This is a genomic window from Ktedonobacterales bacterium (genome assembly GCA_036557285.1).
Lineage (GTDB): Bacteria > Chloroflexota > Ktedonobacteria > Ktedonobacterales > DATBGS01 > DATBHW01.
In genome coordinates, this window is sequence record DATBHW010000046.1 from 46579 (window position 1) to 72852 (window position 26274).

Here is a 26274-nt window from a genome sequence, read left to right on the forward strand (position 1 = left end):
CCCTTGCCTTGGGAATGGCGGATGCCGTGTTGCTTATTTGCCCTTGAAGGTTGGCTGGCGCTTTTCGACGAATGCCTGCATGCCCTCTTTCTGATCTTCGGTAGCGAAGAGCAGGGCGAAATTACGGCGCTCGAACACCAGCCCATCTTCCAACGGCGCTTCAAACGCGCGCAGAACAGACTCTTTTGCCAGCCGCAGGGCGATGGGCGCTTTGGACGCCAGCAAGCGCGCCAGCTTCTTTGCCTCGTCCAGCAACTGATCGGCGGGATACACGTGATTGACTAATCCGGCAGCGGCCATCTCCTGGGCGCTGAGCGGCGCGCCGGTCAGGACCAGTTCCATCGCTTTATATTTTCCAAGCGAGTGAGCCAGCCGCTGTGTGCCGCCCGCGCCAGGGATGACGCCCAGGTTGATCTCCGGCTGGCCGAAGCGGGCATTCTCGCTGGCAAGAATCAGATCGCAGTGCATCGCCAGTTCGCATCCGCCGCCCAACGCGAAGCCATTCACGGCGGCAATGAGCGGCTTGTGGATGCGTCGAATGCGCTCCCAGGCTTGAAAGGAGCCGGTGAGCATGGTGACAGGGGTGGCGTCGGCCATCTCGGCTATATCGGCCCCGGCGGCAAAGGCGCGATCACCCGCGCCGGTGATGATAGCGCAGCCAATCGCCGGATCGCGGTCAGCGGCCTCCAGGGCGGTGGCTACTTCGCCGATCAGATCCCAGTTGAGGGCATTTAATTTCGCAGGGCGGTTCAGCGTGATGATCTCTATCCGCTCCTCTTGCTCCACCAGAATATACTGATAGTCCACGCAAAAGACTCCTCTCTCCAGCCCAGGGCGTATCTTGTCGGCGTCGGCAAGATATTGGGCGCTGCTTGATGCTGCTCTTGCGGCCCATTATACCAAATCTGCATGAAGGGGAGCGTTTTGCTTGCAGTGCTTAACGCGCTAGGCTTTTCTGGTGGGGTGTTTTTCCTGCTTGCCCGGCTGGCCCTCCGGCCCTGGCTCTTCCTCTGGCGCAATCTTGTCGCCCAGCTTTGCCTGGTGTCGCTGTAAGACCTCATCCACCTGCTCCCTGAGCGACGCCGCCCTGGATCGGATGCGCTCGCCAGATGGCAGCGCCGACGGAGCGCCGCTGGCCTGGGCAGCAGCAGGTTCTGCGGGAGCGGCAGGCGCCCGCCGGAGCCGCGAGCCTTCGGCAGCGCCTGGAGGAGGAAGCTGGCGGCGTTGGTTGGGCTTCTGCTGCTGGCTCGCTTTCATCCGCGCGAGCTGCTCCTCTACTGTTTCGCGTTTAGAGAGGTGGGAAAGCTGGGCATCCAGGTTGTTGCTGGCGCTGCGCCGCGCCTCGTCTTGCACGGCGGCTGCCCGCGCCTCGTGGTCCATGATTTTATCTTCTGCCCGGCGCACGCGCTCCTGGGTTTCCTCTTGCTTATTTTTAGAGAGCGTTTCGTAGACAGCTTGCTGTATGTTCGCCCGGCGGCGGCGCATCTGCAACAGTTCAATATTGAGTTCAGTCTCTTCGGTTTTGGCCTGAAGCTGTTTGAGGGCGTTACGCATAGTCACAATCAGGTGCTGCTGCTCTTCGTGCTGCCGACGATAGTTCTCCAGCAGGCGCATGGTGTCCAGGCGCTGCTGAAGGCTTTTGCGCGCCTGGGCGTCGTCGTTGTGCGCTACGGCGGCCTCTGCTTTGTGCTGCCACTGGGCCGCCTCCTTAGAGAGTGCTTCGCAGCGGCTCTGGAGTTGATGTTCCTGAGCGATAGCCGTCGCTACCTGAGTCTTGACCTGCATCATCTGGTTACGCAAATCTTGCTGTAACTGGCGCAGCATGTGTTCCGGGTCTTCGGATTGTTCGAGGATGTCATTGATGTTGGCCCGGATCAGCATCATTACCCGTTGCAGCAATTTCATCGTGCGCTCCCTTTTTCAGTCGTCGCTACTCGTCTGTTCGCTATCAATCCCCATCCTGCGCAGGCGTTGTAAGAGATCGCGGTGCTGCCAGAGCCGGTCTCGCACCATCGCGCGCTCTGAGTGGCGGAAGTTGAGGCAAGAATGGGTGCGTTGTACAGCGCCCTGGCCGGACCCCCACTGGCAAACGCCCGCAGCATAGTTGTCTTCCGCAGGTTTATAGAATGAGCAGCAGCCACAATAGCGTCTCGAATAGGAGAATCGTGAAGCAGCCCACTCGACCAGCGCGAAAAACAGGCCCAGGCTGCCAAAAAACATCAGCGCGCAGCCAAAGAGCAAGAACAGCCCGGCATAGCCCACGTTATGATGCAGCACTGCTATGAAAAATCCAAAGATCAAGATCAGGCCCATGCTGACCATCACACAGGCTGCTCCCAGGCTTCGGGGGTCTTGCAGGTCCAGGAAATGTTTGAGTGAGAAGCGGCGCAGCCAGTATACGCGCTCACGGCGCTGAACACGACGGTTGGGTTGATGAGGGGCAGACATAGCGAACCTCCCGCAGTCTGGAAGGGGGCATCCACTGATCGTTCCTTCGATCTCTATCGCTCTCTCTTCTCTCCTATCACTCGCTCTTCTCTCCTATTGTACCGCTCAGCGCCCGCCACTTCAACGTAGGCAAAACGTAGAAAGAAAAACGTAGCAAGCGGAAGCGACATCAAACAGTGACGCCGCTTCCCGCCCGACAACGATGAACTAGCTGGTTTTGTCCTCATCCTGAGCGTTGGCTTCTACCGTGACGCCATTTGACCCGTTGACGCTGGCGCTGTCTTGTGTCGCTCCGTTCATGACTGGCACATGGCTCATCAGATCGGAGACTTTCTGGCCGGTCAGCGCCTCGAAGAGCGCGGGCGCCTGGGCCACCATGTTGACAATATCGGTGGTCAGACGGCTCGCTCCCAGCCCTGTGCCGTTGGCTGCGCCTGTGGAGACGATGGTCACTTTGTCCACTTTGCTCAGCGGCTCGGCTATGGCGCGCACGACTTCCGGCAGGCTGGTGAGCAGCTTATCCATCACGGCAGCCTGGTTGTACTCGTGATACGCAGCGGCCTTCACCCGCATGGCTTCGGCTTCAGCCTCGCCCTTGGCCCTGATGACTTCGGCCTCGGCCAGACCCTGCGCCCGCCGCAGTTCGGCCTCGGCCAGACCCCTGGCTTTGTTCGCGGCGGCTTCCGCCTCACCGGCCATCCGTGTCGCGTCGGCGCGGCCCGTGGCTTCCAGGGCGATCCGCTGGCGCTCGGCTTCGGCGACGGTCTCAACGCGCTTGCGCTCGTATTCGGCGGCCTTCAGGACGGTGGCTTGCAGTTCCAGTTCTCGACGCTGGATTTCGGCTTCCTGCACCTTGACCTGTGCCGTCTTTTCCAACTCCTGCACTTTCACGGCCTCGGTGATCACCTGCTGCTGCATCACGTTGGCCTGCACGTCATAGGACTTGTCGGCTTTGGCCTGCTCTTGCTTGACCTGAGCGTCGTAAGCGGCTTTCTTCAGCGCCAGGTCGCGCTGATATTCCGCCTGCTTAGTCATCGAGAGGGTTTCAGCCTCGACCCGCTTCTGGTCGGCTTCAGCCTTGGCAATAGCGGCGGCACGCATGGCGTCGGCCTGCTGGATTTGCGTATCGCGGGCGGCCAGCGCGGCGGCGATGCGCGCCTCTTTCTGGATGCGCTCGATTTCTGGCCGACCCATGTTGTTGATGAACTCGATCTTGTCGCGCACCTCTTTGATGGTGAAGGAGACGATCTCCAACCCCATCTTTGCCATGTCGCTGGAACTGGTCTGGCGCATCTTCTCGCTGACCATCTCCGGCTCTTTGACCAACTGCTCGACGGTCAACTGGCCGACGACGCCGCGCAGGTGGCCTTCCATGACCAGCCGGATGACTGCCTGGCGCTCATCCCAGGATTTGCTCAAGAACTGCTCGGCGGCAGTGATGATGCTCTCCTGGTCGGATTTGACCTTGAGCTGGGTCACGGCCTCAACGTTGACGGCGACGCCCTGATTGCTATACAGGTCTTGCGCCGGGGCGACATCAAACGACATCAACTCCAGGGAGAAGGTCGCCGCGCGCTGGAAAAGGGGCCAGACCCAGGCTGATCCCCCGGTGACGACGCTTACACCACCGCGCCCATACTTAATCAGCGCCTGGTTGGGTGGGACTTTTCTCAGCAAGCTCCCCCAAATCCAAAAGAACAGCACCAGGAAGACCGCGATTGCCACAGCCAGGATCAAGACTGTTGTCAAACCCATTTTCTGTTCCTACTCTTTCCACAGCCTCTTTCCACAGCAGAGGCTGCTCTATTCATTCACTTATGCCTGAGAGTAGCTCTGGTTTACGGTTGTTCGTTCAGGTTAGACGAGATTGCATCCGTTGTCTGCGCAGAATCATTCCCCCTTTGCTGCATGCGCAGGGCGTCATCCAATTCATCAGTATCAGCAATAAAGCGGTCCCATGTTTGTACCTGCGCAATCCCTTTTTCATAGCCAACAATGACCACCTCAGCGTCGCGGGCAATGGCCTGGGCATCCACGCTGCGTGCGCCCAGGCTTTTGCGTCCGCCGCCCCCCTTGGTGTAGATAACTTCGCCAATGCCGCCCGCGCGAATGGGCATGCTGACGGTGGCGAGCGTACCAATCAGTTCCGAGCTTTCGGCGGTCAATTCCCCATCATCCCGCCCCATGAGCCGGTGCATGACCATCGTAATCAGCACCGCGCCCACCAGGCCCACCAGCAGTGCGATCATCGAGGCGAAGAGCGATCCGACATCTGCCAGGTTTTTGAGGACATAGCCAATCAGCCCAAACCAGAAGAGAAAGGTCAACAAGGCGTACAGATTGAGGAAGCCTGCCAGCAGCGCCCAGATCGGAGGGCCGGAGGGCGCTCCCTCTCCGCTGGTGGCGTTTGTCTGGGCGCCTGTGTGCGCAGTATGCCCTGCTGCGTGGCCGTGTGGCAGCGCGTGGTGCATGACACCGCTGGCGTGGCTGGCCCCTGCCGCGTGGCCGACGTGGCCGACATGTCCCAGGTGGCCGAAATGCCCCATATGGAAGTCTTCGTGTCCGGCCCCCAACACTGAAGAGATGATGAGAAACGTGCCGGAAACGACAAAACAGCCGATAAAGACCAGGGAGAGCGGATCGGTGGCAATCATGGTAAAGATCACCTCTTTTGCTCAGACAGAACGTGCCGAAACATGCTTCATAGCACTAGCCTACCGGGTTCCCCAAGAGGCTGCCAGGCTCCTCCGGCGCCCGGTCCAGCAATTCATTCAGCACCTCAAATATGCGCCGGGGGTCTGGATGCTCCGCCAGCTTCTCAAAAACACGCTGAATCAGATGGTCAGAGCGCCATTCCTCCGCGCTGGCGGCCAGCCAGGTTGACAGACGCGCCTGGGGGTCTTCGATCTCTGTGAACAGATGCTCCTCATAGCCAGGTGGATCGCTCACCAGATAGCCCGGATGTACCTTAAAGAAACGCGCCAGCAAGGCGCGGCTTCGGGCCGAAAGATGCGGGCGCTTGCCGCCCTCGATCTGAGAGAGATACGCCTGGCTGAGCGTTTCGCCCAATTCCCGCAGCATCTCTTGCGAGACTTCAGCCTGGGTCATAGGGCGGCCCAGCCCGCGCATGCTGCCTTCGACGGCGCGCAGATGTTTCAGTTTTTGATGCAGGTCCATAAGAGTTCTGCCCGGTTCTTTTTACTATTTGTTATAATTCCTATAACAGATTGCAATCAAAAAGTCAAGAGGATTGGCCCTCCTCCATTACAAGCTACAAGCCCTTCCCGTTGACGGAATTGGGTACTTGACAGTATAATACTTGACAGAATCGCATACGACTTGTGGAACTGTCATATTGCGTTTGCTTCACTGCTGAAGTACCACTGGAGCGGCGCTTTCTGCCTGCGCCGCCGATCTGAACCACGGAGGCTTTGCTATGTCTGGAAGTTCTGGCGCCATTACCCCCTCCAAAAGCAGTCTTGCGGGAGCAGATCAACCGCTCAAAGGGGGTTTGGAAGAGGTCGTTGCTGCATCTTCCTCCATCTGCGAATTGAATGGGAAGGAAGGCAAACTTTCCTATTTTGGCATTGATATTCACGACCTGGCAAAGTATTCAACGTTTGAAGAAACCACTTATCTCCTCTGGCATGGAACACTCCCCAATAAGTCCCAACTTGACCAATTGACCAGGAGCCTGCATACCAGCCGGGAGCTTCCCGAAGAAGTTCTGGCTTTGATGCGCGCTTTCCCCAGCACCGCGAAACCGATGGATGTGCTGCGAACGGTGGTATCTACGCTGGGGCTGTATGATCCTGACGCGGGGGATGAATCTCAGGAGGCCAATATCCGTAAGGCTGCCCGCCTGACCGCGCAGTTGCCAACGATTGTTGCCAGCGCCGAACGCATTCGTAATGGTCAGAATGTCGTCGCGCCGCGCGCTGATTTGAGCCAGGCGGCCAATTTTCTCTATATGCTGACCGGCCAGGAGCCTGAGGCATACAATGCCCATGTCATGGACCTGGCGCTGATTTTGCACGCCGACCACGAGTTCAACGCCTCGACTTTTGCCGCGCGGGTCACAGCAGCTACCCTGGCCGATATGTACTCGGCGATTACTTCGGCCCTTGGCGCACTCAGCGGCCCGTTGCATGGCGGCGCCAACGAGCAGGTGATGCGCATGCTGCTGCGCATGGGCAGCGTTGACAACGTGGAACGTTATCTGGAGCAGGCGCTGGCAAAGAAAGAAAAGATCATGGGCTTCGGGCATCGCGTCTACAAGACCGAAGACCCCCGCGCGACCCACCTGCGCCAGATCTCCCATGACCTGGGCGAGCGCGCGGGCGATACGAAATGGTTCGACATGTCGTGCAAGGTGGAGTTATATATCAAAGAACACAAGGGTCTGAACGCGAACGTTGATTTCTATTCCGCCACCACCTATTACCAGATTGGCATCCCCCTCGACCTCTTTACGCCGATCTTCGCGTGCAGCCGCATCGCAGGCTGGACCGCTCACGTACTGGAACAGTACGCCAATAACCGATTGATTCGCCCTCTGGCTCACTACAGCGGCCCGACTAATGTTGCCTATACGCTCGTCGATCAGCGCGCCTGATACGCCATGACAGAAGAGGGCAGGCCACGCTGGCCTGCCCTCTCTGATGTGCGCCTTCTGCGTTTGCCATCCTGTAGATGGATGTCTCTGTGTGGCTCGCTCATCCGTTTAATAGAAAGATGAGGAGGTATAACATGTACTACAGAGAGGCGCCGGGGGAACATGAGCCGAAAAAGGCTCTGTGGCAATCTCAGGTACTGCGTCGAATACTGGTTGCTGTCCTCGTCGCGGTCTTCTTATCCGGCTCGCTCTTGTTCAGCTATTTTTTGATTAGCCAGATGTCGCGCTCCCACCACTCAACGGCGGAAACGCTCACAACGAATGGGGCTTCTCGCTGGGTTGGGGATACGCAAACGACTGCGCCAGCGTTCGAGGCCCCGGCGCCCGTTGCCCAGTCTGGCGTTGATCCACTGTTTCAGAAATACTATAACGGTAAGACGGCTGCGCATGACCTGGGAGCGCCTCTGACGCCCGCTTTCCCTATCCACCAGGGCTGGATACAGTTCTTTGCGTCCGGGGCGCTGCTGCTGCCAGCGAAGGGCCAGGCAGACCAAGGCAGCGCCGATGAAGCGATAAATAGCCTTATCAGCAGTGGGCTGGCCGATTCCGCTACTGGCGTCGTGCGCCTGCCTCTGATCCAGGCGCTGCTGACCGTCGGAAGCAAAGTGGGGATCGGCGGTGAGAACAGCACGCTCACCTATGTTGGCCTGCGCAGCGCCACCGATCCCGCGCTGATGGTACCAGGGCCAGAGGGGGCCACTTCTACCACCGCGCCTCAGAAAAGTGGCAGGCAGGGAGATGTCTTCATTGCGGGCGGAACGCGCAATGGGAAGATTGTGGGGCATATCGTTCCTGCGGCCATCTGGAGCTATCTCTCCCTCCCCGATGTGTCGCCCAACGGCTGGCAGAAGGACTTCGGCGCTCCTCTCACGGAGGCGCTGAACTTTACCGCGAAGCAGAACGGCAGCACGCATCATCTGGTGGCGCAGGTCTTCTGGCGCAACGTGATACTGCTGGATCATGGTGTTCAGGGGGCTTCGAGCCAGGGCGCCTTTGCTCATCTCGATGCTGGCCTGGCCTATCTGCGAACCCTGGGGCCGCCTGCCGTGGCGCTCAACAAGAATATGCCGATCTGGGCGCTGGGCGATACGACGCTGCTGAGCGCGGCGGGAACAGGCCAGGCAACGGTCCACATCGGCCAGCAGTTCCCGCTTACGCTCGTTGGCGACGCTTCCTGGGTCAAGGGGGCGCTCTGGTATCAGGTGCAGTGGAAAGCGCCCAAGACCTCCGGTAATGGCTGGGCGCCAGCGACGGCGCTGACCTTTACCTCGCCGGGCAATGTACCGGGCTGGGCATCGTTTGATGTCCTCTCGTCTGATCTCGCCCAGTATCTTGCCAGCCTGGACAAAACGGTGGCTGCGGTGGTGTATGATATAACACGCCTGCGCTATTACACCTACAATATGGATGGACGTTTTATCACGGGCAGTTCCATGAAGGTCACTATTATGCTCACCTTCCTGAATATGACCGAGAGTGAAGGCCGCGAACCAAACTCTCAGGAGATGCAGCTGTTGACCACCATGATTGAGAACTCCGATAACGACTCGGCCTCGACACTCTACTTCAAGAAGATTGGTGGAGCCGCAGGAGTCTCGCGGTATCTCCAGGAGATTGGCGTTACCGGCCTGGAGCCGAATCCCGAAGCCTGGGGCTACAGCACCATCTCACCGCTGGTGATGACGCACATCCTGACGCTGCTGCAAGAAGGCAAGATACTGACCCAGCAGGATCGTGATCTGGCATTTAATCTGATGGAGCATATTGAGTCAGATCAGCGATTTGGTGTGGGCGATACCGCGCCGAAGGGCGCTACGGTTGCCATGAAAAATGGCTGGCTGCGAGGACCAGGGCCAAATGGACCAGAAACGGGCCTCTGGGCGGTGAACTCTTCTGGCATTGTGATGCTGAGTGGAGAAACCTATATCGTTTCGGTCTATACCGCAGAAAATAACAGCTTCCAGGATGGTAAGGATATTCTTCATCGTATCTGTAGCGCGATGACTTCGGCGATGGTCTGATCGAAGCGCCGGAGCGGCAAGGCGTATGGTTTGCACCCCCTATCTGGTAGAAGGATTGAGGTGATGACTCTGATAAATCTGTCTCGCTTCTTTTACTGGTTCGCTTACCGACGCGGGCGCACTCCCTGGGATACCGGTGTCAGCCCACCGGAGCTGCTGGCGGTGATTGAAGGCGATAGGGCGCTGCCTCCAGGGAAGGCGCTTGATCTGGGCTGCGGCACAGGCACGAACAGTATTTATCTGGCGCAGCATGGCTGGGATGTCAGCGCCGTTGATTTCACAGCCCGCGCGCTGGAGCGCGCCAGCGAAAAGGCAGCGCGCTCCGGGGTGATGGTGAAGTTTTATCGCGGCGATGTGACCCGCCTGGGTGATCTGCCGCTCGGTGGGCCATTTGATCTGCTCTTTGATCTTGGCTGTTTCCACAGCCTGACGCCCCTGGGGCGCGCGGCCTATGCGCAGGGAGTGGCTGCCCTGAGCAGGCCGGGCGCGCTCTTTTTGCTCTATGCCTTTGTGCCGCGCAAAGTGGCGGGGCGTGTGGTGGGGGCAACGCCTGATGAAATCAAAGCGGCTTTTAACGGTCTCTTTGCCTGTGAGCAGGTTGATTGGGGCGACGATGCGCCGGGTACTGGCTCGGCCTGGTATACCTTCCGCCGATCAGGAGCAGACTAATCCCATGACCCAACGAACACCTCGCGTCCCCCGGAAGCCGCGCCGCCTGCTCTGGACAGGCGTGATCCTGCTGGCGCTGCTCAATTTACTCGGCGCGCTGGCCCTGGCCCTTCTGCCCTATCGCCAGTCGCTCTTTCCCGCGCCGGGAAGCGCCCAATCTTCCCCAACAGCGACCAGACCGCAGAGTCCCTGGTACCTTGCCGGTGGCGGCCCGTGTGTGCGGCTCCCCTCGCCACCGCCAGAGCAGGTGAGCAATATTCGCGTCAGCCAGGATGCTTTCCTGGCGCATAGCGAGCCAGAAATTGCCGAAAATCCGCTGAACCCGCTGAATCTGGTTGGCGGCTCCAAGTTCTTCACTGACCCCGCCCACTATGAGTTCAAGATCGGCTATTACACCTCGATGGATGGGGGCTGCACGTGGACGGATGGCGGTGTGTTTCCCGGCTATGATCGCTATATTCTTACGTCTGATATTAGCTTTGCCTTTGGCCGCCACAACGATGTGTATGGCGCGGTGCTGGTGGATGGCGAGACTGGCAATACGAGGTTCAGCGGCATCACCGTTTCGCGCTCAACTGATGGCGGGCGCACGTTCCTGCCCCCGGTGCTGGTACATGCTGACCCGACAGGCAGAACCTTCAGCGATAAACCCTGGATTGGCGTTGACAACACGACCGGCCCCTATGCTGGCTCTCTCTACGTCGTCTGGAATCTGGATGCAACGACCTCAGATAGCGCGCCCATCTACTTTTCGCGCTCGACTGATGGCGGGCGGACCTTCTCGGCGGGAAGAGAGATCACTGGCATCTCGCCGCGCTGCCGGTTTGGCGAGCCAGCCGGAAACAGCGGCGCGCGCCTCTGCGATTCGGCGCTGGGCGCAACGCCGGTAATTAGCCCCGATGGCACGATCTCCGTCGTCTATGCCTATCTGGACCCTATTCTTTCTGAAAATGACCATGACAACGGCCAGGGCCAGGATCAAGGGAGCGTCCAGCAGCCAGGCCCCGCTAGCCTGAACAGCCAGACCCAACCGGCGCAGTGTTCGGCGCTGCGCCCCGGCCAGGCGGCCCATACCCATATGCTGGTGGTGCAATCGCAGGATGGCGGCCAGACCTGGCGCAACCCGGTTGATGCCGCCGAGGTCTATGACCTGCCTTTCCACTTCCGCAATAGCTGCTTCCGCAATTTTTCGCTTCCGGCTTTTGCAGCGGACCAGACAAATGGCACGCTGTACATTGCCTGGTCCGATGAGCGCAATGGCGACGCCGATATTGTGCTGGTGCGCTCAACCGACGGCGGCCAGACGTGGGGCGCGCCGGTGCGCGTGAATGACGATCCGGTTGGCGACGGCAAAGATCAATTCCAGCCACAGCTAGCGGTTGCGCCCAACGGCGTGGTGAGCGTGATGTTTTTTGACCGCCGCGACGACCCCAACAATGTGCTGATCAATGTTTATCTGGCGCAATCCACCGACAACGGCCAGACGTTCGGTCCTAATGCGCGTGTGACCGACGCCTCCTCGGACCCTTCCCTTGATGCCCCGGTTCCCGACGACGGCTCGCATGTCACCTTCTTTGGCGATTATCAGGGGCTGGCCGTTGATAATCACTTTGCCCACGTCTTCTGGAATGACACGCGCACCGGCAGCCAGGAAATCTTCACGGCAGCGATGCCCTCAGTGCAGCCATAGGAAGAGGAGAATAGCGAACAAGCGGAGCTACAGCTCGCCTTGACAAGACCTGGCTGATATACGAAAATACGTATTATGAGGGAAGATGAGTGGACTGTAGAATATTATGTTGAAGCGGATTGTCCTCTTGCATGGATTTACCAAGAAGGCAGAAAAACTGCCGCGCCGCGAGTTGGAAATTGCCCAGCAGCGTTTGAAGCACTTTATAGAACGTGAAGGGGGTGAAAAGAATCGATGACCCAGAACTATACACAGGCAGATGGCCGAAGGCTGTATGAAGAGGATAGGGCGCAGATAATGGCTGATCCAGAGCGCCGGGCGATCTATGAGCAAGAGGCAGCCAGGAAAGAACTCTGGTTGCAGCTTGTAGAAGCGCGTCAAGCATCGGGATTGACGCAGGCAGAGGTTGCGCGGCGGTTGGGTGTTTCCCAGGCCCAGGTCGCTCGCATTGAGAAGCAAGGCTACGACGCCTATACGCTGACCACGCTTCGACGCTATGTGGAGGCGTTGGGTGAGGGGTTCTCGCTGGAGGTGGCAATCCACTACCCTCCCTTGGAGGAGGGAGTCCCCGCATCCAGATAGCGATGGGATCAGAAAGGGCATTCAGCCTGGGCGCAAGATGCAACCAGGCTTGGGAATAAAACACGAAAGGCAAAGAATGTCGGTTCTCACGACACCCTTTGCCTTTCACTTTGTTCTCTCTACTGCGCGACGGGATAGCCGATCTCGTCCATCTCGGTCACAATCTGGTCACGGGTAATGGCCTGTGGGTCGTAATGGATCAGTACCGCCTGCTGAGGAATGTCCACCCTGACCAGACTTACGCCTGGAAGTTTGCCGATGTCGCCCTCGATGGCGCGCTGGCAATGTTCGCAGGAAATATCGAGGGCTTTCAGATGAAGCTCTGCCATCGTTTTGCTCCTTATGTTATTGTACCTGATGCTATTGTGCCTGATGATAATCGGACGCGGCTCGCCCGGCGCCATCAGGCAGCATCTATCTGCTAAAGCGCCGCAGCCGCAGCGCGTTCAAGACAACGGTTATAGAACTGAACGCCATCGCCCCTGCCGCCAGGACGGGCGCATAGATCGTCAGAATTGCCAGCAGAGGCGAAAGGATCGCCAGCGGTATCAACACGATGTTGTAACCAAACGCCCAGGCGAGATTCTGCTTGATGATGCGCATCATTCGCTTGCTGAGCAAGATAGCGGTTGCCACCTGTTCCAGGTTGCCTTTGACCAGCGCGATGTCGGCGGCTTCGATAGCGATGTCGGTCCCCGTGCCCAGGGCGATACCCGCGTCGGCCTGGGTCAGCGCCGGGGCGTCGTTGATGCCGTCGCCAACCATCGCTACCACCCTGCCGCTCTTTTGCAGCATCTCCACCTGCCGCGCCTTGTCGGCGGGCAGTACCTGCGCCAGCACCCGCTCTGGCTCGATACCCACCTGGCGCGCCATCGCTTCGGCGGTGCGGCGGTTATCGCCTGTAAGCATCCAGACTTCCAGCCCCAGGCGCTTCAACTGCTCAATGGCTCGCGCCGAGGTCGGCTTGATCGTATCGGCAACGGCGATAGCGCCGATGGCTGCGCCTTCGCATGCCACCAGCATTACCGTCTTGCCCTGCGCCTCCAGTTCGGCGATTTGCGCCTCCAGGGCATTGATAGCAATTCCCTGCTCGCGCAGCAGCGCCGCCGTCCCAATCAAGACACGTTCTCCCGCGACGGTGGCCTGCAAGCCCTTGCCTGGGATGGCCCGCGTATCCGTGACGGGCGCGCTCATGTCCAGGTTGCGCTCGCGGGCCGCCTGGACGATGGCCTGGCCCAGCGGATGCTCGGAACCCTGCTCGGCCAGCGCGGCCAGGCGCAGGATAGCCTGCTCTTTAACCGCCACGATGTCGGTCACTTCGGGCCTGCCTCTGGTGATCGTGCCGGTCTTGTCCAGCAGGATCGTATTGATCTGGCTGACCCGTTGCAGGCTTTCGCCATTTTTGATGAGAATGCCCAGTTCCGCGCCGCGCCCGGAGCCGACCATCAGGGCCACCGGCGTTGCCAGCCCCATAGCGCAAGGACAGGCCACGACCAGCACAGCGACGCCAACGATCAAGGCGATGGTCAGCGCGTTGGCGGGCGTACCCCACCAGAGCGTTGCCAGATACCAGCCGATGAAGCTGAGCGCGGCGATCACCAGGACCGCCGGAACAAAGATGCTGGAAACCTGATCGGCCAGGCGCTGAATCGGGGCTTTGCTGCCCTGGGCCTGCTCCACCAACCGGACAATCTGAGCCAGCATGGTATCGCCGCCGATCTTCTCGACGCGCATGCGCAGCAAGCCGGTGGTATTCACCGTCGCGCCCATCAGCGCGTCGCCAGCCTGCTTATCAACCGGCAGGCTTTCTCCTGTCAGCAGCGACTCATCAATCGCTGACACGCCTTCCAGGACGCGCCCATCCAACGGCACGCGCTCGCCGGGGCGTACCTCCAACGTATCTCCGACAGCCACGCGCTCGATGGGCAGATCAATGATCTGGCCGCCGCGCAGCGCGTGGGCCGTATGCGGCTGAAGCCCCAGCAGCTTCTTGATCGCTTCGCTGGCGCGGCCTTTGGCGCGCGTTTCCAAATACTTGCCAAGAAAGATCAGCGTGACGATCATGGCTGGTATGTCATAGTACATATTGCCTTGCAGCGAGGGTACAAAGGTCGCGGCAGTGCTGGCGGCGATGGCGACGGTTGAACCCATCGAGACCAGCACATCCATGTTCACTGCGCCATGCCGCAGGGCGTTGATGGCGCTGCGGTGGAAGGTCCAGCCGACCACGCTCCAGACCACCAGCGACACGAGCAGCAGCACATAGGGTTCCCAGGCATACAGCGGCATCAGCGTGGTCAGGCCGCCCATAGTGACAGGCTGCATGAAAAAGATCATCATGACCATCAAGGGCAGCGTCAGCGCGACGCCCAGGATCAAGATGCTCCGCTTGTGGCGCAGGTCTTGGCGACGCTGGAGCGTATCGGCATCGCTCTCCCTGTTCTCTCCGGGTACTGACTCCGGCGGCAATTCGCGCGCGCCATAGCCCGCTCTCTCCACCGCGCCGATCAGCCCGGCAACATCCACCTGCTGCGGGTGATAGGTGACGACGCCGCGTTCGGTTGCCAGATTGACGGCTGCCATCTCGACCCCTGGCGCTTTTTTCAGATTGCGCTCGATGCGCGCCGCGCAGGAGGCGCAGGTCATGCCCTCCAGCAGCAGCGTGACCTCTGCCGTCTGAGCATCTTGCTCGCCTGCTTGTCTGTAGCCAGGCGCGGCTTTGTCAGTGTTCGTTTGTGTCATATGCTGGGTACTGCTCATAGCTGCTTTACCGATTTCCTGCCAGGTTATAGAGCTGCACCAGTTCCTCAATAACCTGTTCTTCGCGGTCGCCCTTGATGCCATCTGGCACACAGGTATGCAGGTGGCCCTCCAGAATCAACGCCTCCAGCTTTTCAATCGCTTTGCGTACCGCATACGTCTGGCGCAAAATATCAACGCAATACTTGTCGTCTTCAATCATCTTGCGAATGCCGCCTAGATGCCCCTCAATATAAGAGAGGCGTTTCAGCGCATCCGCGCGCCGCTCATCCATCATAACTCTGCTCCCTCCCTGCCCTGGCTGCTCTTGTAAACCTGTAAACCCATACCCCCCCGGTGAGGGTATCTGTAGAAGAGTATAGCACCCCCCTATGGGGGGTGTCAAGAGCGAGGCGGCTTTTCAGTCAGGAGTGGATTCGAGCGTTCCTCCCACGATAACGGTATGGCCGCTGGGCAACGTGGGGTCGGTTGCAGCAGCGGCAATCGCTTCGCCCATGTCGCTTGCAGTGGGGAGCGCGCCGATCTGCCCGCGTCGCTGGTCGGCAAGCCCTGGCGCTTTGCGCTCCAGCAGTTTAGGGGTGATCGTGCCTTCGATCAGATCGCCAGTGACGACGATCAGGCGGATGCCGCGCTGTGCGAGCCGTTCCTGCTGCGCGCGCAGCGCCTGCTCGCCCGCATATTTCGTTTCAGCGATAGGGGCGTAGTTGGGGAGTTGCTCTATCTGACCGTAGCGGTGCGCCCAGTGGCTGGTCACAAAAACGACGACGCTGGATCGAGGCATCAGCGGCAGCGCGCCCTCTAAAAGCGCCAGTTGCGCGTCGCGGTTGATGCGCATAGGGTAGTTCGGGTCGGCGGCCAGCAGATCGCGCTCCAGCCCGCCCGAAGCGTTGAGGACCAGCAGGTCCAGGCGGCCACGCCACGCTTGTATTGCGGCAAAAAGCTGGTCTATGTCCTGCTGTTGGGTGATGTCGCCGCGCACCGCGATGGCCTGTGTGCCGCGCTGGATGATCTCAGCCGCCACTTTGCTGGCGCGCGCCGCTTTGTTGCGATACGTGATAACGACATCATACCCGCGCGCGGCCAGCGCAGCGGCGGTAGCTGCGCCAATGCCGCGCGAGCCGCCGGTGACAAGCGCCACCAGACGCTCTGTTGGTTGCATAGTGCTGCTTCCTCGTTCTACTACCAGCCGAGAGCCAGGCCATCGGCGCGTGGGTCGGCTCCGCCCGCCAGCGTGCCATGCTCCCGATCAATGACAATGGCCTGTGCGTGGCCCATTGACGAGGACCAGCTTTCTTCTACCGCGATGCGATGGCCTTTGGCCGCCAGCGCGGCCAGCGTCTCCGGCGCGACGCGATCTTCAACAGCCATCGTTTCAGCGCCGCCGCCTTCTTCGCCGGTATAGAAGCCGCTGCGCCAGCGCGGCGCGCTGATGGCCGCCTGCGGGTTCATGCCGAAATCGAGCATGTTGGAAAGCATCTGTACGTGAATCTGCGGCTGCGCGTCGCCGCCCATCGTGCCAAAGACGATGACCGGCTGATCGTTCTTGAAGGCCATCGCGGGCGTCAGCGTGTGCATGGTGCGTTTGCCTGGCTGGAGATAATTGGCGTGCGTGGGATCGAGCGAGAAATAGGAGCCACGATTCTGCAAAAGAATGCCGGTGTCGCCCGCGACCACGCCGGAGCCGAAGCCAAAGAAGAGGCTCTGGATGAGCGAGACGGCATTGCCCTCGCCATCAACGGCGCATAGATAAATCGTGTCGCCCTCTAGCCCGGCCCCTGGCTGCGCCTGAATTGCTGCCTGTGCTGTGTTAATGCGCGCTCGCTGGCGCGCCGCGTAGTCCTGAGAAAGCAGGCGGTCCAGCGGAATATCCACAAAGTCGGGATCGCTGATGTAGCGGTCACGGTCGGCAAAGGCGAGCTTTTTGGCTTCGACCAGCAGGTGCAGATATTCCGGCGTCTGGTGTCCCAGCGCGGCCAGGTCGAAGCCATCCAGAATGTTAAGCATCTCCAGCGCGGCAAGCCCCTGGCTGTTCGGCGGAAACTCATAAATACGGTAGCCGCGATAGTCGGCGCTGATCGGCGCGACCCAGTTGGAGCGATGCGCGGCCAGGTCTGTCTCAGCCAGGAAACCATCGTTGCTCTGGCAGAAAGCGGCGATGGCCCGGCCTACCTCGCCGGTATAGAAGACATCGCGCCCGCCCTCAGCAATGCCCCGCAGCGAGCGCGCCAGATTGAGCTGGCGAAAGCGTTCGCCCGCCTGGGGGATGCCCCCGCCGGGCCTGAAGATAGCGTCCGTTGTCGGGAATTGATCGAGCAGGGCGTGGTTTGATTCGATGGCTTGCGTAAATTTGGCGCTGATCGGAAAGCCCTCTTCGGCGTATTCGATGGCGGGCTGGAAAACTTCGGACCAGTCCAGTTTGCCGTGACGGGAGATCAGTTCGTGCCAGCCATCAACCGCGCCTGGCACAGTGACGGATCGCAGCCCGTAGCGCGGCACAGCGTTCAGGCCGCGCGCGGCAAAGGCAGCAGGCGTCATGGCCTGGGGGGCGCGCCCGCTGGCGTTGAGCGCCCGCAGTTCCTGGGCGTGAGCGTCCCAATAGAGCGCAAAGAGGTCGCCACCCACCGAACACCAGCGGTGATAGACGACAGCCAGAGCCAGATTAGCGGCGACAGCGGCATCAACGGCGTTGCCGCCTTTCAGCAGCATGCGCACGCCCGCCTGTGTGGCGAGATAGTGTGGGGTAGCGACCATGCCATGCGTGGCGTAGGTGGGAACGATGGGATATGCGCTCATTTTTTACTCCATGATTCAGATGTGTTGGTGTCCGTTGTGATGGTCAGGTTCTGACTCGTGACGCGGCAGGGGCAATGCTTGCAGCGTCAGCCCTCGGCTGGCTGCACGCGCCCAGCGCCAGAGCCGTTCGCGTTCGCGCCAGCGGCCCAGGAACCAGACGCCCGCGCCAATACCCGCGCCGATCAGGGCCAGCGCCAGGTAGCGTTCTTCGGTTCGTTTGCGACGTGGTGAAGACATAGGCGTCCCCTCTTTCGTGTAGCCATCATGCCCAGGAGAACACAAGCCGTTGGCGCTTCTCGCAAGCAGAGTATAGCATACCAGACGCTGTGGCTGGCGTCGGCGCTGGCCTCCGGCGTGCTATACTCACAGCAGAAGCAATGTGCTCTCCAGGGTCTTTGTCTCGCGCGCTCAGCTCTGCGCTCTTCGTCCTTACCTGGAGGAATAATCGCTCAGGAGTCACATCAATGGCATCGTCTAATTCTTCACCCGCGCCTTCGCCTGAAAACCAATCGCTGGCCTTTGACCGCGCCGCGCCGCTGTATGACGCCACGCGCGGCTATCCGCCTGATGTAGAAGAGCAGATCGGCGCGGCGATCATCAAGGCGGCCAACGCCCAGCCAGAAACACGCTTTCTGGAGGTGGGTGTCGGCACCGGGCGCATCGCCCTGCCCATCGCGCGCCAGGGCTATGACTATACCGGCGTTGATATTTCGGAGCCGATGCTTGATCGGCTGCGCGCCAAGGTAGCGGAACTTCAGCAGGCAGCCGCTAGCTCGGCAGTGGCGCCTATTCAGCTTCAGCTTGCTGTGGCCGATATGACCGCGCTGCCGTTTCCCGCTGGCTCGTTTGATGTGGTGGTTGCGGTGCATGTCTTCCATCTGGTCAGCGCCTGGCGACAGGCGGTTGAGGAGGCGCTGCGCGTTTTGCGCCCTGGTGGTGTGTTTCTGCATTGCTGGGATGAACGGCTCGCGCCTGGAGGGGAAGAACTGCAAGAGCACTGGGTCGAGATCGTGCGTGAACTGGGCAGCGAAGTTGGCATTCTTGGCGCTGAGCGTCGCGTGCTGGTCACTGATTATCTGCGCGAGCGTGGCCTCTCCGTTGAGGTCTTGCGCACCGTGATCTGGGAAACGCGGGAAAGCCCACGCGATACGTTTGGGTATATCGCGCAGCGTATCTGGTCGCGGACCTGGCTCGTGCCTGATGAGGTCTTTGCTGCCTCGATTGAGCGTCTGGAAAGCTGGGCCACCAATCGCTACGGCGCCAGGTACACGACGCCGCGCCCCATGAGCCATCAGTTCATCATCAGCCGCGCGCGGCGATAAATGGCCCTGGAGAAGCAACGAACATGGGAAAGCGCAGCAGCTTTGCGAATACATGGGTGAATCAGACTAACCTGGGCAAACACTTTGGTATGAGCGCCATTGCGATTGGCAAGAAGCTGGCAGAATTGGGCCTGAAGGGGCCGGATAAGCAGCCGACAGAGCGGGCGCTCTCTGAGGGGTTTTGCCGATCAACGCCGCTGAAAGATGGGACGCCCTTCTTCATGTGGAATAAGAAAAAGGTTTCAGAACTCCTCCGCTCCTCTGGGCTTGCGCAGTTGAGCGGCGCCGACGCCGATGCCTACGAGACCGCCCGCGCACTCGTCGCAGCGGCCAAAGAGGCTGATGAGACGGGCATAGATAAGCTCTTCTTCTTCATGGTTGATGAGGTTCCCAGGTCGCAGCGCGCCAGCGTGAACCGCTGGCTCGAAAAGCTCGGCTCGGAGATCAGGCTGGGGGAGTGAGGAGGCATTACCGCCGCCCGCGCCTGCCTTTATTATGAGGCTGCTGTCGTTGTGGGCGCTTTCTCCAGCGCCTCGGCCAGAATCTCGGCCATATCCATGACCTTGAAGCGCTCCTCGGCCTCCACGCCTTTGATGCCGTCCTCAAACATCGTGATGCAGAAGGGGCAGGCGGCGGCCAGCGTATCCGCGCCGGTCTCCAGCGCCTCCTGTACGCGGGTCTGATTGATGCGCTTGCCGATCTTCTCTTCCATCCAGACGCGCCCGCCGCCGCCGCCGCAGCAGAAGCTCTTGTTGCGGTTGCGGCGCATCTCCTCGACGCCCGTCGCGTTGATAACGTTCAGTACCCTGCGCGGCTCGTCATAGACATCGTTCCAGCGTCCCAGGAAGCAGGGGTCGTGATAGGTCAGCTTGCGCGTATCGAAGCCCACCGGCAGCTTCAACTGGCCCGATTCAATCAGGCGCTCGATGAAGACGGAGTGATGCACGACCTCGAAGGCGCCGCCAAGCTGCGGATACTCGTTCTTGATCGTGTTGAAGCAGTGCGGGCAGGCGGTAATGATCGTGCGGAACTTCGGCTGGCCGCCGCTGACGCCAGCAGCGTCAGCGCCATTGCTGGATGATCCATTGCCGTTGCTCTGTGCCTTCTCGGCGTCGAATCTCGCCAGGCGTGTATTGAAGCCGTAGCTGTTCAGCGTCTCGACGTTCTGCTGGGCGAGCATCTGCCAGAGATATTCGTTGCCGATGCGCCGCGCCGGATCGCCGGTGCAGTTCTCTTCCTGCGCCAGAATGCCAAACTTGACGTTCGCAGCCTTCAGCACCTTTGCCAGCGCCGTCGCCACCTTTTTGTTGCGGTCATCGAAGGAAGCCATGCAGCCGACCCAGTAAAGGACATCAACATCGGGGTCTTCGGCCAGCGTGGGGACGCCCAGCGACGCCGCCCATTCGCCGCGCGTGTCGTTGCGCATCTCCCAGGGGTTCTGGTTGCGCTCCAGATTGTTAAAGAGCGAGGTCACTTCGCTGGGTAAGCTGCTCTCTTCCATCACCAGATAGCGGCGCATATCGTCAATCTTGACGACATGTTCGATGTTGACCGGGCAGACTTCCACGCACGCGCCGCAGTTGGTGCAGGCCCACAGCGACTCTTCCTTGATGACGCCGCCGACCATTGGCCCCTGCGTTTCCGTCGTCTCGCCCACCTCTCGCATCGCCCCCAGCTTCAGCTTGCCCAGGACCGGCACGCTGGCCGGAATCAGCGGCGTTTTGTCCGAGTGCATCATCACCTCGCGCACGCCGGTAATGATCTCTTTGGGCCAGAGCGGCTTGTCGGTTGCCAGCGCCGGGCAGACACTGTTGCAGCGCCCGCATTCGGTGCAGGCGTAGCCATCCAGCAGTTGCTTCCAGGTGAACTGCTCGAAGGACTTGACGCCGTAGTCTTCGCGCTCTTCCAGGTTGGGGATGATCGGCAGCATGGCCTTCGGCCCATAGTTCTTGAAGAAGACGTTGAACGGCGTCGCCATCAGGTGCAGGTGCTTGGAAACCGGCAGATAGCAGAGGAAGAAGAAGACGGTCAGCACATGTGCCCAATAGAAGACATGCGCCCATGCCTGCGCCGCGCCAACGCTCAGCCCGGCGGTAGCGCCGCTGAACCACGCGCCAAAGAGCGACCATTCGTGCGGGTCGGTGGCGCGATAGAGAAAGACATCATAGAGCGCGACGGAAACCAGAATCAGCGTAATCAGCCCCAGGATGATCGCGCCGTCTTTCCAGCTATGCAGATTGCTTTCAAGCTGCCTGGGGCGGACGATGAAGCGCCGGATCGAAAAGACGATGATAGCGATGAAGACCAGCAGCGTGAAGACATCCACGAAAGCGTTGAAAACGGGATTGCCGCCGAGCAGCGGAACGGCCCCGTTAAATGCGCCAAACCAGAGGTTGAGCGTCCCCAGCGAGATGATGATAAAGCCCCAGAAGGTGAAGAAGTGGGCCAGGCCAGGGATGGGATCGCGCAGGACTCCGCGCTGGCCCAGCACCATCGAGACGAAGTGGCCGACGCGCTGGCCCAGGTGGTCAAAGCGGTTTTCCGGGCGGCCCAGCAGCATCAGCGCGATCAGGCGGCGCGTCTCCAGCCCGAAAATGACGAAGGCTGTCACCATGATGATCGCAAAGATAATCGTCCCGGCCAGGCCACCGGCGGGAGAAAAGTTCATCAGTTGCTCTCCTTTGTACCAGACGCTCGACTCTGTGATGAGGAGATGCGAACGGGCGCTTAAGCTGCGCGCCTTGCTTGCACGAGCTATACCACAGGCGCTGCCTGCCGCGTGGCTTGCAAAGAACACTGGGGAAAAGCCTGGAGCGCGCGGCGAACGCCGTTGTTGCCGAAACTACACTCATTCTAGCGCGCTGGTTAGGGGGTGTCAACGTAGCTAGGGAACAAGATCAGGGCTTTTCCTGCTCCTTCCTGCCGGGCATTTCATTGCCGCGCATCAGGGCAGTGAAGACGCCAAGGATTGCCAGGCCCGCGCAGGCCAGCATAGCAGCGCGAAAACTGCTTACGAAGGTCGCTTGCAGTGCGCTCACACTGGCGGGCGAGAGCGTTTGCTGCTGAGTCGCCAGGATGGTTCCTGCCGCTGCGCCGCCAAGGCTGACAAATATCGCGCCCGCCAGCGCCACGCTCAGGCTCTGCCCGATCACGCGCCCGGTTGACAGAATGCCCGATGCTGTGCCCTGTTCGTTGGGCGGCGCAGCCCCCATGATCGCCCTGGTATTCGGCGCTTGAAAGATGCCCTGACCAACGCCAGTGACACTCAGCCGCCAGATAATATCCCAGACCGAACTCTGAGCGTCAAGCTGGCTGAGCAGGCCCAGCCCGATGCAGGCAATTGCCAGCCCGATAGGCGCCAGCCAGCGGGAACCGATGCGGTCTGCGAGCGCGCCGCTGATCGGGGCGACGACGCCGAGGGTTAACGAGAAAGGCGTCAGCAGCAGCCCTGCCTCCAGGGCACTGTACCCCTTGAGTTCCTCGAAATAGAAGGGCAGGAGAAAGCCTACAGCAAAAAGGGCGAGCATGGACAGTATAAAGCTGATGTTGGCCGAGACGAAGACACGATTCTTCAGCAGGTTGAGGTCCAGAATGGGGGTTTTGATGCGCCGTTCGACCAGGATAGCGGCTGCCAGGGCTAATGCGCCAATCAGCACTGAGGCAATGAAGCGCAGCGAAGTCCAGCCCCATTCCTGGCCGAACGAGAGTCCCAGGATAAGCGCAGCCATGCCAATTGCCAGCAGGATGGCGCCCGCCGGGTCAAACCGTCCCTGCCCACGATGGAGCGGCTCCTTGAGAACGAATAACGCGGCGCCGCAGACGATGATGCCAATGGGGACGTTGATGTAGAATATCCAGCGCCAGGTCAGATACTCCGTGATGATGCCACCCAGCGTGGGGCCGACGCTGATCCCCAGGGCAACCACGACGGCATTGAGGCCGAGCGCCCGCCCGCGCTCATTGGCCGGGAAGGCATGGGTCAGCATGGCAAGGTTGACCGAGAAGAGCAGCGCGCCGCCCAGGCCCTGAAATCCACGAGCAGCGATGAGGATGCCCAACGAAGGGGCCGCGCCGCAAATAACCGAGCCAAGCGTGAAAATAGCGATACCCATGATAAAGATCGGCTTGCGTCCGATCATATCGGCCAGCCGTCCGGCAGTAAGCAGCGCCGCCGCGATCACCACCAGATAACCGATAATCACCCACTCAACAGCGCCATTGAGCGATACCCCAAAGGCGCGCGAGATAGAGGGCAGGCTGATGTTAACGATAGAGCTATCGAGCGTGGTCATGAAGGCGCCCATTGCCGCGAGCGCAAAGATTGCCCATTTATTGGCGCGCTCCTCCAAAGGAGGGGCCGGCGGGGGTGGTAGGGAGGGCTGCGGGATGACATGCGCGCCGAGCGCAGCGCATGTAAGACCCCCTGCCGTGGGGCGCGGCGGAGGTGGCGCGGGCGCACCCGGCGCTGGGTGTTGAGCAGTTTGCTGCCCCATAGATTGCCTCGCTCATTCCAGGCTGGCTGTGATGACTCCTATCTCTGCTCAGCAATTTCCAGATGCAGCGTTCTTCTAGAACAGCCCTAGAGCAGCGCCTTCAAGCGTTCACTGGAGACGTTGCGACCAGTCAGCACAGCCGCAACCGTCTTGCCTCCGATGTCGGCGATACGCTGATTGAGCAGCGCAGCCAGGACGACGGCTCCTGAGCCTTCCACAATCAGGTGATGCTGCTCGATATACCAGGCCATCGCCTGAGCAATTTCGCGCTCCTCGACCAGCACGATCTCATCTACATACTGGCGGGCCAGTTCATACATGGGCGATCCCGGTTCGATGTTGCCCGACAGGCCATCAGCGAGTGAATCCAATACCGGCACTGTGACCAGACGCCCCGCGTCAAAAGCCGCGCGCATCTGTGGCGAAGCCGTTGACTGTACACCAACCACCTGAATCTTGGGGTTGATGGTTTTGGCCCAGAGTCCGATGCCGATCATGATGCCGCCCCCACCGGCAGGCACAAGCACGACCTCCACGCCGGGCAGGTCTTCCAAAATCTCTACGCCAATGCTGCCCTGCCCGGCTATAATCTGCGGATCATTATATGCCGAGACAAAGCGGCGATTGGTCTGGCGCGCCAGACCAATCGCCAGCGCCTCTGCTTCGTCGTAATCAGCGCCTTCCACCAGCAGTTCGACGTTCTCTGGCGGATAGCGGCGCAGCGCGGCAATCTTGGCGGGCGACCCGCTTTTCGGCACGATCAGCGTGGCGCGCACGCCCAGCAGGCGCGCCGCTTCGGCGAGGCCCAGGGCGTGGTTGCCAGCCGAAGCGGCGACAACACCTGCGGCGCGCTCGCGCTCGCCAAGCGTAAACAGCCGGTTCAGCGCGCCGCGAAGCTTAAAGCTGCCGGTGCGCTGAAGGTTTTCGTGCTTTAGATAGGCGCTGGCCCCACTCGCTTCCGAAAGCGCCTCTGAAAGCTCCAGCGGCGTATGCAGCACGCGACCTCTCAGCCGCTGCGCCGCCGCCGCGATGCTTGTCGGCGTTAATTCTGTTTCGTAGGCCATGCTCTCCCCTTTCTCCTACAAGTCCTTAATGGCGGAAGTGCCGCTGGCCGGTCACGAGCATGGCGATGGCATAGCGGTTTGCCATGCGAATCGCCTCGTCGTCGCGGATGGAGCCGCCCGGCTGGATGATGGCCGTCACCCCTGCTTTGGCCGCCGCCTCGACGCCATCGGGGAACGGGAAATAGGCGTCGGAGGCCAGCACGCTGCCGCGCGCCCGATCTCCAGCTTTTTCAACAGCGATCTGCACGCTGTAGACGCGGTTCGTTTGCCCCGCGCCCACCCCAATGACCATGAGCTTTTTTGCCAGCACAATGGCGTTGGATTTCACATGTTTGACCGCTTTCCAGGCAAAAAGCAAATCTGTTACTTCCTCCAGATTTGGCTCGCGCTCTGTCACCACCTGGCAGCGCAGCTCCTGTTCGGTAATTAAATCGGGTGTTTGGATGAGAAATCCGCCACTTACACGACGTACATCCAGTTGCCAGGGCGCGAAGGCGCTTTTCACTGCTGGCGGGCCGATGAATCTGTTGGTCGAAAGGAGCCGGAGATTCTTCTTCTTCCGCAGGATCTCCAGCGCCTCTGGCTCATATTCTGGCGCGATAATCGCCTCATAAAAGATGGGGGCAAGCTCGTTGGCTGTCGCCGCATCAACGACGCGGTTAAAACCGATAATGCCACCATATGCTGAAATAGGATCGCCCTGATGGGCGCGCTTATAGGCTTCTACCAGATGCTCTTTGTCGCAGGCCAACCCGCAGGGGTTGGTGTGCTTAATAATAACGGCGGTTGGCGCCGTAAAGCTGGCGACAGTATTCAGCGCGGCGTCCAGATCGAGGATATTGTTGAACGAGATTTCTTTGCCCTGCAAGATGGCTGCGTCTGCGACGGTAGGCATCTGCTGAGGTGTGCCGGGGGACAGGCTGCCCGATTTGCGCCCCTCGGTAGGCTTGATCTCGCCGTTGGCCGCCACAGGCCCGGCCTTTTTCCAGCGATAAAACGCGCCTTCCTGGTGGGGGTTCTCGCCATAGCGCAGTGGCTGGAGCTTCTCCATAGCGATGGTGAGTTCCTCTGGAAAGAGGCCGCTATCAAGCTGCCGCAGATACGTAGCAATCAGCGTGTCATAGGATGCAGTGTGCTGAAAGGCATAGGCCGCCAGCCGTCGGCGCGTCTCCAGATGCACCGCGTCGTGTTCCTGCAACTCGCGCAGCACCGGCTCATAATCCGCCGGGCGTACCACCACGACGACATGCGGGAAATTTTTGGCGGCTGCGCGGAGCAGTGTCACCCCTCCAATATCTATCTGTTCTAAGGCTTGCTCCAGGCTGACGCCTGGCTGAGACACGGTTTGCGCAAAGGGATAGAGGTTGCAGACGACCAGATCGATAGGGACGATGCCATGCTCAGTAAGCTGCTCCATCTGTTGGGGGTCGTCACGTTTGGCAAGGATGCCGCCGTGAATGCCTGGATGAAGCGTTTTGACACGCCCGCCTAGAATCTCTGGGAATCCGGTCAGATCGGAGACCTGCTTGACGGGAAGATTGGCTGCGGCTAATTCCGCTGCGGTGCCGCCGGTGGAGATCAATTCAGCCCCCAGGGCATGGAGCGCCTGGGCAAAGCTGACTACGCCTTCTTTATTGGCTACGCTGAGCAATACACGCATGCTCGCAGCCCTCCTTTCTCACTGGCTTTGCTACTTCTGCTGAGCCAGCAGAACGCCAGATAGAAACTCGGCCAACATTTTTTTCTGGCCCTTCTTT

The 26274-nt window shown here is 60.2% G+C and carries 23 protein-coding genes; 7 read left to right on the forward strand and 16 right to left on the reverse strand.

What is annotated here, in order from left to right:
- Positions 1 to 33: 33 nt before the first annotated feature.
- The 6 genes from VH599_13795 to VH599_13820 all read right to left on the reverse strand — a co-directional run bounded on the left by VH599_13795 (position 34) and on the right by VH599_13820 (position 5625).
- Positions 34 to 807, reverse strand: a complete 774-nt coding sequence (locus tag VH599_13795; protein ID HEY7349382.1) for an enoyl-CoA hydratase-related protein — start codon at positions 805 to 807, stop codon at positions 34 to 36.
- A 138-nt stretch (positions 808 to 945) separates the two neighbouring features.
- On the reverse strand, positions 946 to 1905 hold the full coding sequence (locus VH599_13800; GenBank protein ID HEY7349383.1) for a PspA/IM30 family protein: 960 nt from the start codon (positions 1903 to 1905) through the stop codon (positions 946 to 948).
- Between the two features lie 15 nt (positions 1906 to 1920).
- On the reverse strand, positions 1921 to 2448 hold the full coding sequence (locus VH599_13805) for a hypothetical protein (protein HEY7349384.1): 528 nt from the start codon (positions 2446 to 2448) through the stop codon (positions 1921 to 1923).
- Positions 2449 to 2655: 207 nt separating this feature from the next.
- On the reverse strand, positions 2656 to 4203 hold the full coding sequence (locus tag VH599_13810) for an SPFH domain-containing protein (GenBank protein HEY7349385.1): 1548 nt from the start codon (positions 4201 to 4203) through the stop codon (positions 2656 to 2658).
- 83 nt (positions 4204 to 4286) lie between these two features.
- Positions 4287 to 5102, reverse strand: a complete 816-nt coding sequence (locus tag VH599_13815) for a hypothetical protein (protein HEY7349386.1) — start codon at positions 5100 to 5102, stop codon at positions 4287 to 4289.
- A gap of 55 nt (positions 5103 to 5157) precedes the next feature.
- Positions 5158 to 5625 carry a helix-turn-helix domain-containing protein gene (locus tag VH599_13820; GenBank protein ID HEY7349387.1) on the reverse strand — a complete coding sequence of 156 codons (468 nt, stop codon included), beginning with the start codon at positions 5623 to 5625 and terminating at the stop codon, positions 5158 to 5160.
- 259 nt (positions 5626 to 5884) lie between these two features.
- Between VH599_13820 and VH599_13825 the strand changes: the two genes are divergently transcribed.
- From VH599_13825 to VH599_13845, 5 genes are all read left to right on the forward strand, one after another.
- The gene (locus VH599_13825; protein HEY7349388.1) at positions 5885 to 7063 is read left to right on the forward strand and encodes a citrate synthase; all 1179 of its coding nucleotides are present in this window, start codon (positions 5885 to 5887) and stop codon (positions 7061 to 7063) included.
- 134 nt (positions 7064 to 7197) lie between these two features.
- Positions 7198 to 9144, forward strand: a complete 1947-nt coding sequence (locus VH599_13830; GenBank protein ID HEY7349389.1) for a serine hydrolase — start codon at positions 7198 to 7200, stop codon at positions 9142 to 9144.
- Positions 9145 to 9207: 63 nt separating this feature from the next.
- Positions 9208 to 9813, forward strand: coding sequence for a class I SAM-dependent methyltransferase (locus VH599_13835; protein ID HEY7349390.1), 606 nt, complete (start codon positions 9208 to 9210; stop codon positions 9811 to 9813).
- A gap of 4 nt (positions 9814 to 9817) precedes the next feature.
- Complete coding sequence (locus VH599_13840; GenBank protein ID HEY7349391.1) at positions 9818 to 11503, forward strand: sialidase family protein; 1686 nt, start codon at positions 9818 to 9820, stop codon at positions 11501 to 11503.
- A 234-nt stretch (positions 11504 to 11737) separates the two neighbouring features.
- Complete coding sequence (locus VH599_13845) at positions 11738 to 12085, forward strand: helix-turn-helix transcriptional regulator (protein ID HEY7349392.1); 348 nt, start codon at positions 11738 to 11740, stop codon at positions 12083 to 12085.
- A gap of 119 nt (positions 12086 to 12204) precedes the next feature.
- On the opposite strand, the gene VH599_13850 is transcribed toward VH599_13845, so the two are convergent.
- The 6 genes from VH599_13850 to VH599_13875 form a co-directional block, all read right to left on the reverse strand.
- Positions 12205 to 12414, reverse strand: coding sequence for a heavy-metal-associated domain-containing protein (locus tag VH599_13850; GenBank protein HEY7349393.1), 210 nt, complete (start codon positions 12412 to 12414; stop codon positions 12205 to 12207).
- Between the two features lie 85 nt (positions 12415 to 12499).
- Positions 12500 to 14827 carry a heavy metal translocating P-type ATPase gene (locus VH599_13855; GenBank protein HEY7349394.1) on the reverse strand — a complete coding sequence of 776 codons (2328 nt, stop codon included), beginning with the start codon at positions 14825 to 14827 and terminating at the stop codon, positions 12500 to 12502.
- A gap of 25 nt (positions 14828 to 14852) precedes the next feature.
- Positions 14853 to 15122: a metal-sensitive transcriptional regulator gene (locus tag VH599_13860; GenBank protein HEY7349395.1), complete on the reverse strand. Its 270-nt coding sequence runs from the start codon at positions 15120 to 15122 to the stop codon at positions 14853 to 14855.
- Between the two features lie 123 nt (positions 15123 to 15245).
- Positions 15246 to 16004 carry an SDR family oxidoreductase gene (locus tag VH599_13865; GenBank protein HEY7349396.1) on the reverse strand — a complete coding sequence of 253 codons (759 nt, stop codon included), beginning with the start codon at positions 16002 to 16004 and terminating at the stop codon, positions 15246 to 15248.
- A gap of 20 nt (positions 16005 to 16024) precedes the next feature.
- A complete protein-coding gene (ggt, locus tag VH599_13870; GenBank protein ID HEY7349397.1) occupies positions 16025 to 17638 on the reverse strand; it encodes a gamma-glutamyltransferase in 1614 nt (537 codons plus the stop codon).
- Between the two features lie 15 nt (positions 17639 to 17653).
- Positions 17654 to 17875, reverse strand: a complete 222-nt coding sequence (locus VH599_13875) for a hypothetical protein (protein ID HEY7349398.1) — start codon at positions 17873 to 17875, stop codon at positions 17654 to 17656.
- A gap of 227 nt (positions 17876 to 18102) precedes the next feature.
- On the opposite strand from VH599_13875, the gene VH599_13880 reads away from it, so the two are divergent.
- Positions 18103 to 18960, forward strand: coding sequence for a class I SAM-dependent methyltransferase (locus VH599_13880; GenBank protein ID HEY7349399.1), 858 nt, complete (start codon positions 18103 to 18105; stop codon positions 18958 to 18960).
- A gap of 23 nt (positions 18961 to 18983) precedes the next feature.
- Positions 18984 to 19421, forward strand: a complete 438-nt coding sequence (locus tag VH599_13885) for a hypothetical protein (GenBank protein HEY7349400.1) — start codon at positions 18984 to 18986, stop codon at positions 19419 to 19421.
- 32 nt (positions 19422 to 19453) lie between these two features.
- Here VH599_13885 and VH599_13890 read toward each other — a convergent pair whose 3' ends face one another.
- The 4 genes from VH599_13890 to VH599_13905 form a co-directional block, all read right to left on the reverse strand.
- Positions 19454 to 21628: a (Fe-S)-binding protein gene (locus VH599_13890; GenBank protein HEY7349401.1), complete on the reverse strand. Its 2175-nt coding sequence runs from the start codon at positions 21626 to 21628 to the stop codon at positions 19454 to 19456.
- 229 nt (positions 21629 to 21857) lie between these two features.
- Positions 21858 to 23453, reverse strand: a complete 1596-nt coding sequence (locus tag VH599_13895) for an MFS transporter (GenBank protein HEY7349402.1) — start codon at positions 23451 to 23453, stop codon at positions 21858 to 21860.
- Between the two features lie 86 nt (positions 23454 to 23539).
- Positions 23540 to 24517, reverse strand: a complete 978-nt coding sequence (locus VH599_13900; protein ID HEY7349403.1) for a threonine/serine dehydratase — start codon at positions 24515 to 24517, stop codon at positions 23540 to 23542.
- 25 nt (positions 24518 to 24542) lie between these two features.
- On the reverse strand, positions 24543 to 26177 hold the full coding sequence (locus VH599_13905) for a bifunctional phosphoribosylaminoimidazolecarboxamide formyltransferase/inosine monophosphate cyclohydrolase (GenBank protein HEY7349404.1): 1635 nt from the start codon (positions 26175 to 26177) through the stop codon (positions 24543 to 24545).
- Positions 26178 to 26274: the final 97 nt, after the last annotated feature.